Source organism: Pseudomonas sp. P129 (genome assembly GCF_020312195.1).
GTDB classification, from domain to species: Bacteria; Pseudomonadota; Gammaproteobacteria; order Pseudomonadales; family Pseudomonadaceae; genus Aquipseudomonas; species Aquipseudomonas fragariae.
Genome location: NZ_JAGPYS010000013.1, coordinates 12,605 through 24,783, shown reverse-complemented (window position 1 = coordinate 24,783; position 12,179 = coordinate 12,605). Strand labels below are relative to the sequence as shown.

Here is a 12,179-nt window from a genome sequence, read left to right as displayed (position 1 = left end):
AGGGTGGCGGGCAAATCAACGTGTGTGATAAGTCGGCAGATCAAAACGGTGCTGGCTTTGCAGCATCGAGATGGCTGGCAACTCGCTGGCTTGTGCAGCCAGGTCACGGCGGATGGCGCTGATTACCCACTCCAGTTGAACCGGAGTGTGCAACTGAGCATAAGAGACTGAGCGACGGATCTGCTTACCATCCTGGGTACGCAGTGACAACAGAACACCACCATCGGGACGCGGCTGAGTGGTGACGGTGTAGTCGGAGAATACGGAAGCGAATTTTTCTTGAATAAAAGTCATGTGAGGCGGCTCCATTGCTCATGGGATAACAAGCTTGCAAGTACTATTGCAGTGTCTGTGCCAGACTTTCCCTGAAATTTAATCCTTTAAAATCAATAAGTTGAAATATATCCTGTTTTCAGGCTTCGTGCATTTTGCATGAACACCCGTCGTGCGCCCTGCATTTTGCCGTTTCTTGCACGATGGGCATCGGGCAGAAGGGCGATTGCATGCATTGCGGCGATCATGAGCAGGCATTGCGCATGCGGATCGATGCTGATCGAACAGCTGGCGAGAGTTGAGGTCAGTGTGTTTATCGATGCCGGGTCAACGCATACCCGGAGTACCGTGCGCCAAGGAGTAGTTAATGACCGATACAGATATCAGCGCTTCGAAAACCATGACTGAAGACGAAGCTGCCGAGTTCGCCGAGCAGGTATTCGATGTGGCTCGCCAGGGGAATGCCGTCATGCTCGAGCGTCTGCTTGAAAAGGGCCTGCCGGCAGATCTGCGCAACCACAAGGGCGATACGCTGCTGATGCTGGCCAGCTATCACTGCCATGCGGATGCGGTCCGTGTGCTGCTGAACCACAAGGCTGATCCTGAAATCCGCAACGATAATGGCCAAAGCCCCATCGCCGGCGCAGCGTTCAAGGGCGATCTGGCAGTGGTCAGGTTGCTGGTCGAGGCGGGTGCCGATATAGACGGTGCCTCTGCTGATGGCCGTACCGCATTGATGATGGCGGCGATGTTCAACCGCAACAAGATAGTCGATTACCTGATCAGTCAGGGCGCGGACCCGCATGCCACCGATGCCAAGGGCATCACTGCACTGGGCGCCGCTCAGGCAATGGGCGCGACCGTCACCATCGAGCAGTTGACCAAAATGGGCGTGCAGCCAGCCCGGTCCTGACGGCGAGTGCATTGACCGCAAGGCATGAACACATAGAGGCGCGATGGATTTACCGTTATCCTTCGCGCCTCTTTTTTTGCCCGCTATCAGGATCGCCCCCATGAAAGACTCACTGGTCGAATTAATCAGCAAAGTCAGCTCCGGCTGCATGGGCGACGATGAGATCGTGCATATCGCCGATGAAGCCGCGCAGGCGTATGCCGATCCGCAGGCATTTCTGGCGGCCAACCCTGATATCAACTACGACGATACATTCCCGATCCCGTTGGGCGAGTGGGTCGTGGTGGGCAGCCTGCCGGAAACCGTACTGTTCCAGGCCGACAGCTACATGGACCTGTTCGAGCAGATCGTGCAGTCGTTTGGCAAGGACGTGACCTTCAACATCAAGCCCAGGCAACTGGCCAAGGTAGAGCCGCTGGTCGCGCTCAATCGCATTCAGATTCAGTTGAGCAGCATGAACAAGGAGATGGGCGGCTATGTGCTGATGAACTTCAGCCAGCCACTGGATGACGAGTTGCAAGCGGTGCTGGTGTATGGCCGTGACGAAGCACGCGTAGTCGAGCTGGCAGCAACGGCCGGCATCCATGCCGCACCTGCATTGCAAGCCTTGCGCGGTTAACCCAGCGCCGTATCGAGAAACATCATCACCGCAAAGCCGCCCATCAGGCCCAGGGTTGCCGAGGTCTGATGGCCATTGCGGTGGGTTTCCGGGATGACTTCATGAGAGACCACGAAGATCATCGCGCCTGCCGCCAGCCCCATGCTCAACGGGTAGGCGATGGTAAAGCCGCTGGAGATGCCCAGGCCCACCAGTGAGCCCAGCGGCTCCATGAGGCCGGAACCGATGGCCACCAGCATCGCCTTGAAGGCCGACAGGCCGGTCGCGCGCAGGGCCAGCGCAATGGCCAGACCTTCGGGAATGTCCTGAATGGCGATGGCCGTGGTCAATGGCAGGCCGACGTTCATGTCGCCGCTGGCGAAACTGACGCCAATCGCCATGCCCTCAGGCAGGTTATGCAGGGTGATCGCCAGCACGAACAGCCAGACCCGACTGATTCGATCCGAGTGAGGCCCCTGGCGGCCTACGCTTTCATGTTCGTGCGGGGTGAACCTGTCCAGCCCCAGCATCAGAAGCACCCCCAGCCCCAGGCCGGCGACAACCGTCGCAGCTGCCCACGGCCCGCTGTCGGTAATGTCCCGGGCGGCTTCCAGGCCTGGAAGAATCAGCGAGAACGAACTGGCCGCCAGCATCATCCCCGCAGCGAACCCGAGCATGATGTCCTGAGCGCGTTGCGAGACGTTGCGCAGGGCAACCGCCATCACTGCGCCTAGCGCCGTCGCCAGAAAACCCGCGATACCGCCCAGCAGGGCGTGATTGAAGTTGACCTGACTGGTGCCATAGAAGGCGTTGTAAAGGCTGATGCCACCGAGGGCGACGACGATCAGCAGGGCGAGGGCGAAGCCCAGGCTTACCAGCGGGCTGCCCTGAAGCTGGTTTAACCAGGCCGCCCAGGGCGTTCGGGATGATGCGGGCGTAGGCATTGATAGGGCTACCTTTGTAAAGGGGAGAAGCAATGGTGACTGAAATATAAAGTCGACCCCGTCTGGGAGCCCGAGAATATAAGGTTGGTTCAACGGAACCCCCGAACGGCGCGACTATCCTAGGAGGGTAAGCATTTAATTTAGGGGCAACACCATGGGTTCTAGCTTCAACGGCCTGGTCGGCTTGATCATTCTGGCGCTCGATATCTGGGCCATCATCAACGTCTTGAAAAGCGGTGCCGAGACGGGCAAGAAAATCCTTTGGGTATTGCTGATCGTACTGCTTCCCGTGGTGGGCCTGATCATCTGGGCTATCCTCGGGCCGCGTGGCAATGTACGCATGTGATACGTCCAGACGCTGGGCAAATAACGCTTGATTACCCTGGGTAATCAGGCGTTTTTCGTTTCATGCGTCGGGCATTTGCAGCGGCAATGCCACGCCAGGCTGCATAGAGGTTCGACCTGTCATGTTCCTCGACGTAGAATGCGCGCCTTTGTTGTGGGCGGTCGGCCGTCCTGTCATCAGTACCCAGCGGGAGCTTACCCATGAGCGATTATCAGGAAACGTTATACGAAGGCTACGGCCAACGCTTTCGTATGGAAAAAATGCTTCACGAAGTACGTACCGATCACCAGCACCTGGTGATCTTCCAGAACCCGCGCATGGGCCGTGTCATGGCGCTGGACGGCGTCATTCAGACCACCGAAGCGGACGAATTCATCTACCACGAAATGCTCACCCATGTGCCGATTCTGGCGCACGGTGCAGCCAAGCGCGTACTGATCATCGGCGGTGGCGACGGCGGTATGTTGCGTGAAGTCGCCAAGCACATGAGCGTCGAACACATCACCATGGTCGAGATCGATGCGACCGTGGTCGAGATGTGCAAGGAATATCTGCCCAATCATTCCAGCGGTGCCTTCGACGATTCGCGTCTGAACCTGGTGATCGACGACGGCATGCGCTTCGTCGCGACCACCGAAGAGAAGTTCGACGTGATCATCTCCGACTCCACCGATCCGATCGGCCCGGGGGAAGTCCTGTTCTCGGAAAACTTTTATCAGGCCTGCCATCGCTGCCTCAATGAAGGCGGCATTCTGGTCACCCAGAACGGCACGCCTTTCATGCAGTTGAGCGGTGTGCAGACCACGGCCGGGCGCATGAACGGTCTGTTTGCCGACTGGCATTTCTATCACGCAGCGATCCCGACCTACATTGGCGGCGCAATGACTTTCGCCTGGGGTTCGACCGACAAGAGCTATCGCAAACTGCCGCTGGAAACCCTGCGTCAGCGTTTCTCGGGCAGCGGTATTGTTACGCGTTATTACAATCCGGAAGTCCACATCGGCGCATTCGCCTTGCCACAGTACGTTCTGCAGGCCGTAGGCAAGGCAAGCAACGACTGATGAGTCGGTCCGGCTCCTCGAGCCGGATTTTCTCGAGCGTGGCCTGTGAGGCTTTATAAGCGCTTAATTCGCGACAGAAATTTCACACGATCTGTCACAAAATTGCGCGCGAAGCTGAACAGGCAAGCGTCTTCATCGGCCGACCTGGCCCCTGGCGACCCGCAATCAAGTAATATCTGCGCCCTGTCGCGCGCCGTCTCCCTCAAGAGGAGGGCGGCGCTGCACTCTGAACCTACCCCTGAATCCACCGGATCCTGACAACCATGGCCAAAACGGACGCCCAGATTCATCGGCAAGCCCGCCTGCAAAATCCCACTGTCAAATCGCATCTGGCGTACATCCTGCTCAGCGGCTTCGCCCTGATGGTGATGTACACGCTGTTGCGTATCGGTCTGCTGGTCTACAACCGCGAGATGATTGGCGACACGCCAGCCTCGACGTTCCTTGAAGCACTGTTCAACGGCACGCGCTTCGACCTGCGCCTGACCATGTACCTGCTCATTCCGCTGGTGCTGTCGCTGTTCAGCGCCCGCGCCATGGCGGCCCGCGGGTTTTTCCGTTTCTGGCTGACCCTGGTCGGCAGCATCACGCTGTTCTTCGGCTTGATGGAAATGGACTTCTACCGTGAGTTTCACCAGCGCCTGAACGGCCTGGTGTTTCAATACGTCAAGGAAGACCCGAAGACTGTTCTGAGTATGCTCTGGTACGGTTTCCCGGTGGTCCGCTACCTGCTGGCATGGGCCGTGGTGACCTGGCTGCTGAGTCTGGTGTTCAAGGGCATTGACCGTGCAACCCGTCCACGTGTCGCTGCAAAAACCAGTCCGCAAGCCACTCGCTCCGTTGCGCCGTGGTATGTGCGCGCCGGTGTATTCGTACTGGTGTTGCTGGTCATGGTGGTCTGCATCCGTGGCACTTTGCGCCAGGGCCCGCCGCTGCGCTGGGGCGACGCTTACACCACTGATTCCAATTTCGCCAACCAGTTGGGCCTCAACGGCACACTGACGCTGATCACTGCGGCCAAGAGCCGTATGTCCGAAGATCGCGACAACATCTGGAAAGCCACGCTGCCACAGAACGAGGCCCAGCAGACCGTGCGCGACATGCTGCTGACCCCGAACGACAAGCTGGTCGAGCCGGATATTGCGGCTGTGCGTCGTGACTTCACGCCACCGGCAGAGAACACCTTGCCGATCCGCAATGTGGTCGTGATCCTGATGGAAAGCTTCGCCGGTCACTCGGTGGGCGCGCTGGGCAACGATGCCAACATCACGCCGTACTTCGACAAGTTGTCCAAGGAAGGCCTGTTGTTCGATCACTTCTTCTCCAACGGTACCCACACCCACCAGGGCATGTTCGCCACCATGGCGTGCTTCCCGAACCTGCCGGGCTTCGAGTACCTGATGCAGACGCCGGAAGGCAGCCACAAGCTCTCGGGTCTGCCGCAATTGCTGAGCACGGGCCGCAACTACGATGACGTCTACGTCTATAACGGCAACTTTGCCTGGGACAACCAGTCGGGTTTCTTCAGCAACCAGGGTATGACCAACTTCGTCGGCCGTGAAGACTTCGTCAACCCGGTGTTCTCCGATCCGACCTGGGGTGTTTCCGACCAGGACATGTTCGACCGTGGCGCGCAGGAGCTCAAGGCGCGTCAGGACGGCAAGCCGTTCTATGCGTTGCTGCAGACCCTGTCCAACCACACGCCGTATGCGCTGCCGGATCCTCTGCCGGTCGAGCGCGTCACCGGACACGGCTCGCTGGACGAGCATTTGACCGCCATGCGTTATGCCGACTGGGCGCTGGGCCAGTTCTTCGAGAAGGCCAAAAAAGAGCCTTACTACAAGAACACGTTGTTCGTGGTGCTGGGTGACCATGGTTTCGGTAACGACAAGCAACTGACCGAAATGGACCTGGGCCGTTTCAACGTGCCTCTGCTGCTGATTGGTCCTGGTGTGCAGGAGAAGTTCGGCCAGCGCAGCAGCACCGTGGGTACGCAGGTCGACGTCGTGCCGACCATCATGGGGCGTCTGGGTGGTCTGAACCGCAACCAGTGCTGGGGCCGCGATCTGCTGAACCTGCCTGAGGGTGACAAGGGCTTCGGCGTGATCAAGCCGTCGGGCAGTGAGCAGGTGGTTGCTATCATCAGCGGCAACCGTATCCTGATCGAACCGACCGAGATGCCTGCCAAGCTGTTGACCTACACCCTTGGCGCCAAGCCGCATGCCGAAGAAGTGCCTGATGCGCCCGACACGCAGGAGCTCAAGCGCAAGCTGGAAAGTTTCCTGCAGACGGCCACCAAGAGCCTTCTGGACAACACGGCAGGTGTAGAAGCCAGCAAGAACCGCAACTGATGACAACTGACTCGTCCGGCTGACCGGCGAGTCGGATCAGTCAAGCGACGAAGGCCCTCGGCATTGACTGCGAGGGTCTTTTTTTTGCCCGGCATGGCTGGCCCCGCGGCGTAATCGGTTGAACGAATACGCGGGCCAAAAGGTCCAGATCACATAAGCCAGAGTGCCTGGCTTCGTACGGGAGGCATTGATGAAACAGTGGGCCATTGTGTATCTGGACAAGGATGGTGTGCAGCAACGCCGCGAGGCTGGTTTTGATCAGCGTCCCAGTGAGGAGGAGGCCGCGCGTTTCCTGCGCAAGGACCTTTACCCGGTCACCGACGAGCTGGATCTGAATGATCTTGATGGGCGCACTGAGGAACCTACCGTGAAGACGCTCAAGGACCATAACAGTGTGCAGATCGTTTCCATTACAGAAGTCGCCTGATCTGCGCTGATCAAAAACCTTTTCGTGGCAACCACTTGGCATCCGGCCCACGATAGGGCTACTCTGCAGATGAGGCTGTTCAGGCAGCCTCTGACATCTCGATACCCGACCGGCGCCAAGCCTGGTCCGGTCAGCTACATGCTTGATTCCCCGCGCCGGATTATCTGTCGTGAGGCGACCTCCGAAGACTCGGCGGTCGCTCTGGAAGAGTTGAAACTCTATCTATCGTTGCATAGGAGGACGTTTCATGAGCACAGCCTATCAAGAGGACATCAGCAGTAATGTACTGCGCCGCATGAAAGAAGGCGGTTTTGACTTCGCACGAATCTATCCCATCGAGTTCTACGCCATCTTCCCGGACGAGGAGCGGGCACGGCAGGCCGCAGAGCAATTTCGCGGCGAATCCCTCAACACTCAGGTAAACGTACGTGATGACGGCCATTGGCACCTGCAATTGAGCAAGGTCATGTACGCGACTTATCACGGCATTGGTGACTTCGAGCAGGACTTCCAGACGGTCATCTCACCTATGGACGGCGAAGTCGAGGGATGGGGCGTTACTCAGGAGATCAGAAGACTGCACGCTTGATGGCTGCGGATTGTCAGGCAATACACCACCGGCTGATTCGGGACACGTTCCGGATTGGCCGGTTCTGTTTCTGGTCCTTGTTCATGAACAGTGGTCAAAAAAAAGCCACTCAAACGAGTGGCGCAAAGGGAAGTCTGTTTAAAATCCGCAGGCATTTCTCGCCTGCTGGACAAAATATCGGTTGCGGCAAAAGCGGCGTTTGGCGCCCTGTTTGCTCGGTTGCTATGGAGTGTGGCGAACTAATGTCGTTGGCGGAAATCAACTCTGACTATGCTGATCATAGATTTCACGGTTGAATGACGCCTCCGAATGAAGCGCGAAAGAATTGGCTTGGGTGTTTAGTGCACAGGAATGGTGCGTGGAACGTCGAGTGGTTACATAACCTTTTGAAATCAAAGCGTTTATGCCGGTGGCACGGGCTTTGCGATGGTCTTGGTGTCCATGGTGACAAGGAGTACGGCATGATCCGCACCTTTTATGACGAGATGTACGATGCGGGCGGCGTAGTCCGTCCGCACTATCGGGAGTTCGCCCGCTGGCTGGGTGATACACCTCCCGAGCTTTTGGCTCAACGCAGGCGCGAAGCTGATCTGCTGTTTCACCGTGCCGGGATCACGTTCACACTCTATGGTGATGAGCAGGGCACCGAGCGGCTTATCCCTTTCGATACCATCCCGCGCAGCATCCCGGCCAGCGAATGGCGGGTTGTCGAGCGTGGCTGCATTCAGCGCGTCAAGGCGCTGAACATGTTTCTGGCGGATCTGTATCACGACCAGCGGATTATCAAGGCCGGGATAATTCCCGCCGAACAGGTGCTGGCCAACGAGCAGTATCAGCTGGCAATGCAGGGCCTGAACCTGCACCGCGATCTGTACTCGCATATTTCCGGCGTCGATCTGGTGCGCGACGGTGACGGCACCTATTACGTGCTGGAAGACAACCTGCGCACCCCGAGCGGCGTGAGCTACATGCTCGAAGACCGCAAGATGATGATGCGCCTGTTCCCGGAGCTGTTTTCCGCGCAGCGCATTGCGCCGATCGACCACTACCCGAATCTGTTGCTCGACACGCTCAAGAGTTCCAGCCATCTGGACAACCCGAGTGTCGTGGTGCTGACGCCTGGCCGCTTCAACAGCGCCTTTTTCGAGCATGCATTTCTGGCTCGCGAGATGGGCGTCGAACTGGTGGAAGGTGCTGATCTGTTTGTCCGCGATGACCGCGTGTTCATGCGCACCACTGATGGCCCGAAAGCCGTTGACGTGATCTATCGTCGTCTCGATGACGCATTCCTCGATCCGCTGGCCTTCAACCCTGACTCGATGCTGGGCGTCCCGGGGCTGCTGTCTGCCTATCGATCCGGCAACGTGGTGCTGGCCAATGCGATTGGTACCGGCGTTGCGGATGACAAGTCGGTTTATCCCTACGTCACCGATATGATTCGCTTCTATCTGGACGAAGAGCCGATTCTCAAGAACGTGCCGACCTGGCAGTGCCGCAAGCCCGAAGAGCTGTCGCATGTGCTGGCCAACCTGGGCGACCTGGTCGTCAAGGAAACCCAGGGCTCCGGCGGCTACGGCATGCTGGTCGGCCCCGCAGCGACCGCCGCCGAGATCGAAGCCTTCCGGGCGCGCCTCAAGGCCAAGCCGCATGCGTACATCGCCCAACCCACCTTGTGCCTGTCGACCTGTCCGACCTTTGTCGAGAACGGCATCGCCCCGCGACATATCGATTTGCGCCCGTTTGTTCTGTCCGGTCGTGAAACCCGCGTTGTGCCTGGCGGGCTTACCCGAGTGGCCTTGCGTGAAGGCTCACTGGTGGTCAATTCGTCACAGGGTGGCGGAACCAAAGACACCTGGGTGGTCGAGGATTAAGGATGCCTGCCAATGTTAAGTAGAACTGCCTCTGATCTTTTCTGGATGTCGCGTTACCTGGAGCGAGCGGAGAACCTCGCCCGCATGCTGGACGTGAGCTATTCGCTGTCGCTGATGCCACAGGACGGGCGGGGCGACGGGCTGGATGAAATAGCCATGCCGTTGCTGATCACCGGAACGCTGGAAACCTATATCGAGCGTCATGGCGAGCTGCATGCCGAGCGCATGCTGCATTTCTTTGCTCTGGACGCCACCAACCCGGCCAGCATCTACAGCTGCCTGGGCGCAGCAAGGGTCAGTGCGCATGCCGTGCGCGGCCGCATCACCGCAGACATGTGGGAGAACATCAACTCCACCTGGCTGGAGATTCGCGGCATCGCCCAGCAGGGGCTGACCCGCTACGGCATGAGCCGTTTCTGCGAATGGGTCAAGGAGCGTTCGCACCTGTTCCGTGGCGCGACCTACGGCACCATCATGCGTAACGATGCGTTCCGCTTCATCCGTCTGGGTACGTTCATCGAGCGCGCCGACAACACCATGCGCATGCTCGATGCCCGCTATGAAATGCTTGAATTGCGCGGGCCACAGGCCAATGCTGCAGCAGACAACTCGGCGGCCGGTTATTACCAGTGGAGTGCCTTGTTGCGCGCACTGTCTTCGTTCGAGGCTTACACTGAAGTCTATCGGGACGCGCCAGGCGCGCGTCAGGTTGCCGAACTGTTGCTGCTGCGTGCCGACATTCCGCGTTCGCTACGCGCGTGTCTGGAGGAGATGGACGTCATTCTGGCCAGCCTGCCCGGCGTCAACGGTCGACCTGCGCAGCGCATGGCGGCCGAGATGGACGCGAGATTGCGCTACACCAGCATCGACGAGATTCTGGCTGAAGGCCTGCACGAGTGGTTGAACGAATTCATTCCGCTGCTGGCTCAACTGGGTGATGCCATTCACACTTCGTACCTGGAGGCTGCATGAGACTTTCGATAAGCCATGAGACCACCTATCACTATGATGACCAAGTGCGCTCGAGTATCCAGTATCTGCGTCTGACGCCTCACGACAGTGAACGTCAGCAAGTGCTCAGCTGGCAGTTGACGTTGCCACGTCCGGTGCGCGCGCAGATCGACCCCTTTGGCAATATCCTGCATGTTCTGAGCCTGGAAGAGCCGCACGAAGCGATCATCATTGGCGCGCGCGGGCAGGTTGAAATCGACGAGACCCGCGAGGCCGAGCACGAAAGCCAGTCGGCATTGCCGTTCTTGCGCGTGACCCGACTGACCGAGCCTGACGAGGCGATTCGCAGTTTTGCGGCCATGGAGTGCCGCAAGCGCGCTGACCGCACGGGGTTGATCGACCTGATGCAGGCGCTCAACCAGCACATGACCTACACCCAGGGCGCAACCGAAGTGGACACCAGTGCCGCGCAGGCCTTCGCCGGACGCTCGGGCGTGTGTCAGGACCATACCCACGCGTTTCTTGCCTGTGCCCGCAGCCTTGGGGTACCGGCTCGTTATGTCTCCGGCTATCTGTGCAGCGAAGACAGCGAGCATCTGTCCAGCCACGCCTGGGCCGAGGCCTGGATAGACGACGCCTGGTACAGTTTTGATGTCACCAATCAGTTGGCCATCCCCGAGCGTCATTTGAAACTGGCGGTAGGGCTGGACTATCTGGACGCCTGTCCGGTACGCGGCATGCGGCGCGGCGGCGGATCCGAGCAGATGCACGCCAAGGTCGTGGTGTCGCCCATGACCGGCACGCCGAAAGTGAAAACCCGCGTGCAGGTCCAGACGCAGCATCAGTAATCCGCAGCGGGTCTGCGCATCATGAAGTGGCCGGGCTCAATTGCCTGGCCATTGTTCATTCGGCGGGGTCGTCGGTGATGTCGTAGAGCGCGTTGTGCAGCTCTTCATAGTTGCCGCCATTGATGACGCTGAAGTAGCCGGCAGCCCGGAGCTTTTCCTGGGCCTTGTCGGCCTTGCTGTCCGTGCTGCTGAAAATCACGAACACCGCATTGCGGTCGGTGAGCACCTGTTTCATCTGATTGACCAGCCGTCGATCATCGACGCGTACCGCGTTCAGTACCGTGCCTGCGTCATAGTCGGTCTGGCTACGCACATCCATCGCCAGTTTGCCTTCCTTCAGCGCCGCCACGGCTGCAGCCTGATCGACCATCCCCGCGTGTGCTGCGAAACTGCTGACAAGTGCACAAACAGCAATCCATTGGCGCATACATTCAACCTCCCTCAGTGCGAAGGGAAAGAGTGGCACAGATGAACGTTGATCGAAAGCGCGTGGATCAACCAAACAATCGATTCAGGTTAGGCACGATCAATAACAGCGCAGTGGTGAAGAGGATCAATCCCGCCTGACGTACTTTGGAGTGTTTGAACTTGAACATGGCTGACCGCCTTTTGTTGTTATTCCTGAGCGACAAAAGCAGGCCCGATCTGCAAAACAGATAATCGACTGCTGGCAAGGTTGTGCATTGAACAGGTGGGTCCGGTCATTCGACCGCTGGCCCGAGCGCTGAAAGGATTTTGCGCGCCTCCTGTTACAGATATAACCATAGAGCCGAGGTGCCTTATGGTTTAGAACTGTTGGGAATCTAAACGTGTTTATCTAGAATCGAAAGCTATTACCGAGTGGGGCGCTGAATGCTCAGGCCTTTTCTAGACGCTTCGTCGGTGGCCTGCAGTTTTGCACCGTTCGTCCGGGACAGAATTTTCCTACATGGAATAAACGTCTGAAACCGGCCGGGGTGCTGCTTGATTTGCCGAGGTCTTCAAGGCAGGCTCTGCCGGTGCGCTAC

At 58.4% G+C, this 12,179-nt stretch carries 14 protein-coding genes; 11 read left to right on the top strand and 3 right to left on the bottom strand.

From position 1 onward, the window contains the following. Nucleotides 1-15: 15 nt before the first annotated feature. Complete coding sequence (locus KBY02_RS22600) at nucleotides 16-294, bottom strand: DUF3509 domain-containing protein (RefSeq protein ID WP_003315128.1); 279 nt, start codon at nucleotides 292-294, stop codon at nucleotides 16-18. Nucleotides 295-640: 346 nt separating this feature from the next. On the opposite strand from KBY02_RS22600, the gene KBY02_RS22595 reads away from it, so the two are divergent. Next, the gene (locus tag KBY02_RS22595) at nucleotides 641-1,186 is read left to right on the top strand and encodes an ankyrin repeat domain-containing protein (protein WP_225650772.1); all 546 of its coding nucleotides are present in this window, start codon (nucleotides 641-643) and stop codon (nucleotides 1,184-1,186) included. Between the two features lie 100 nt (nucleotides 1,187-1,286). Then, nucleotides 1,287-1,805: a hypothetical protein gene (locus tag KBY02_RS22590; RefSeq protein ID WP_003405772.1), complete on the top strand. Its 519-nt coding sequence runs from the start codon at nucleotides 1,287-1,289 to the stop codon at nucleotides 1,803-1,805. Here the strand turns inward: KBY02_RS22590 and KBY02_RS22585 are convergent. Then, nucleotides 1,802-2,728, bottom strand: a complete 927-nt coding sequence (locus KBY02_RS22585) for a ZIP family metal transporter (RefSeq protein ID WP_225650771.1) — start codon at nucleotides 2,726-2,728, stop codon at nucleotides 1,802-1,804. The two genes, KBY02_RS22590 and KBY02_RS22585, sit on opposite strands and share 4 nt — an antisense overlap. Nucleotides 2,729-2,882: 154 nt before the next feature. Here KBY02_RS22585 and KBY02_RS22580 point away from each other — a divergent pair, with 154 nt between their 5' ends. The 9 genes from KBY02_RS22580 (at nucleotide 2,883) to KBY02_RS22540 (ending at nucleotide 11,172) form a co-directional block, all read left to right on the top strand. Beyond that, a complete protein-coding gene (locus KBY02_RS22580) occupies nucleotides 2,883-3,074 on the top strand; it encodes a PLDc N-terminal domain-containing protein (RefSeq protein ID WP_003315122.1) in 192 nt (63 codons plus the stop codon). A gap of 200 nt (nucleotides 3,075-3,274) precedes the next feature. After that, a complete protein-coding gene (gene speE / locus KBY02_RS22575; protein WP_003371548.1) occupies nucleotides 3,275-4,135 on the top strand; it encodes a polyamine aminopropyltransferase in 861 nt (286 codons plus the stop codon). A 263-nt stretch (nucleotides 4,136-4,398) separates the two neighbouring features. Continuing rightward, nucleotides 4,399-6,486, top strand: coding sequence for an LTA synthase family protein (locus tag KBY02_RS22570; protein WP_032655254.1), 2,088 nt, complete (start codon nucleotides 4,399-4,401; stop codon nucleotides 6,484-6,486). 190 nt (nucleotides 6,487-6,676) lie between these two features. Next, nucleotides 6,677-6,913: a hypothetical protein gene (locus KBY02_RS22565; protein ID WP_003405762.1), complete on the top strand. Its 237-nt coding sequence runs from the start codon at nucleotides 6,677-6,679 to the stop codon at nucleotides 6,911-6,913. A gap of 247 nt (nucleotides 6,914-7,160) precedes the next feature. Next, the gene (locus KBY02_RS22560; RefSeq protein ID WP_003371555.1) at nucleotides 7,161-7,502 is read left to right on the top strand and encodes a ribonuclease E inhibitor RraB; all 342 of its coding nucleotides are present in this window, start codon (nucleotides 7,161-7,163) and stop codon (nucleotides 7,500-7,502) included. An 83-nt stretch (nucleotides 7,503-7,585) separates the two neighbouring features. Next, nucleotides 7,586-7,798, top strand: a complete 213-nt coding sequence (locus tag KBY02_RS22555; protein WP_162488885.1) for a hypothetical protein — start codon at nucleotides 7,586-7,588, stop codon at nucleotides 7,796-7,798. Between the two features lie 165 nt (nucleotides 7,799-7,963). Beyond that, the gene (locus tag KBY02_RS22550) at nucleotides 7,964-9,373 is read left to right on the top strand and encodes a circularly permuted type 2 ATP-grasp protein (RefSeq protein WP_003371557.1); all 1,410 of its coding nucleotides are present in this window, start codon (nucleotides 7,964-7,966) and stop codon (nucleotides 9,371-9,373) included. A 12-nt stretch (nucleotides 9,374-9,385) separates the two neighbouring features. Beyond that, nucleotides 9,386-10,345: an alpha-E domain-containing protein gene (locus KBY02_RS22545; protein WP_003405759.1), complete on the top strand. Its 960-nt coding sequence runs from the start codon at nucleotides 9,386-9,388 to the stop codon at nucleotides 10,343-10,345. Continuing rightward, complete coding sequence (locus KBY02_RS22540) at nucleotides 10,342-11,172, top strand: transglutaminase family protein (RefSeq protein WP_003371560.1); 831 nt, start codon at nucleotides 10,342-10,344, stop codon at nucleotides 11,170-11,172. The genes KBY02_RS22545 and KBY02_RS22540 overlap by 4 nt, the downstream gene beginning before the upstream one ends. Before the next feature lie 55 nt (nucleotides 11,173-11,227). Here the strand turns inward: KBY02_RS22540 and KBY02_RS22535 are convergent, their stop codons facing one another. Then, nucleotides 11,228-11,599, bottom strand: a complete 372-nt coding sequence (locus KBY02_RS22535; RefSeq protein ID WP_011267291.1) for a rhodanese-like domain-containing protein — start codon at nucleotides 11,597-11,599, stop codon at nucleotides 11,228-11,230. Between the last annotated feature and the right edge of the window lie 580 nt (nucleotides 11,600-12,179).

What these genes read in the sequence shown, in the direction of transcription:
- KBY02_RS22535 (WP_011267291.1), bottom strand. Translation starts at nt 11,599, where the DNA reads ATGCGCCAATGGATTGCTGTTTGTGCACTTGTCAGCAGTTTCGCAGCA.
- KBY02_RS22555 (WP_162488885.1), top strand. Translation starts at nt 7,586, where the DNA reads ATGAACAGTGGTCAAAAAAAAGCCACTCAAACGAGTGGCGCAAAGGGA.
- KBY02_RS22550 (WP_003371557.1), top strand. Translation starts at nt 7,964, where the DNA reads ATGATCCGCACCTTTTATGACGAGATGTACGATGCGGGCGGCGTAGTC.
- KBY02_RS22570 (WP_032655254.1), top strand. Translation starts at nt 4,399, where the DNA reads ATGGCCAAAACGGACGCCCAGATTCATCGGCAAGCCCGCCTGCAAAAT.
- KBY02_RS22560 (WP_003371555.1), top strand. Translation starts at nt 7,161, where the DNA reads ATGAGCACAGCCTATCAAGAGGACATCAGCAGTAATGTACTGCGCCGC.
- KBY02_RS22585 (WP_225650771.1), bottom strand. Translation starts at nt 2,728, where the DNA reads ATGCCTACGCCCGCATCATCCCGAACGCCCTGGGCGGCCTGGTTAAAC.
- KBY02_RS22540 (WP_003371560.1), top strand. Translation starts at nt 10,342, where the DNA reads ATGAGACTTTCGATAAGCCATGAGACCACCTATCACTATGATGACCAA.
- KBY02_RS22545 (WP_003405759.1), top strand. Translation starts at nt 9,386, where the DNA reads ATGTTAAGTAGAACTGCCTCTGATCTTTTCTGGATGTCGCGTTACCTG.
- KBY02_RS22580 (WP_003315122.1), top strand. Translation starts at nt 2,883, where the DNA reads ATGGGTTCTAGCTTCAACGGCCTGGTCGGCTTGATCATTCTGGCGCTC.
- KBY02_RS22590 (WP_003405772.1), top strand. Translation starts at nt 1,287, where the DNA reads ATGAAAGACTCACTGGTCGAATTAATCAGCAAAGTCAGCTCCGGCTGC.
- KBY02_RS22565 (WP_003405762.1), top strand. Translation starts at nt 6,677, where the DNA reads ATGAAACAGTGGGCCATTGTGTATCTGGACAAGGATGGTGTGCAGCAA.
- speE (WP_003371548.1), top strand. Translation starts at nt 3,275, where the DNA reads ATGAGCGATTATCAGGAAACGTTATACGAAGGCTACGGCCAACGCTTT.
- KBY02_RS22600 (WP_003315128.1), bottom strand. Translation starts at nt 294, where the DNA reads ATGACTTTTATTCAAGAAAAATTCGCTTCCGTATTCTCCGACTACACC.
- KBY02_RS22595 (WP_225650772.1), top strand. Translation starts at nt 641, where the DNA reads ATGACCGATACAGATATCAGCGCTTCGAAAACCATGACTGAAGACGAA.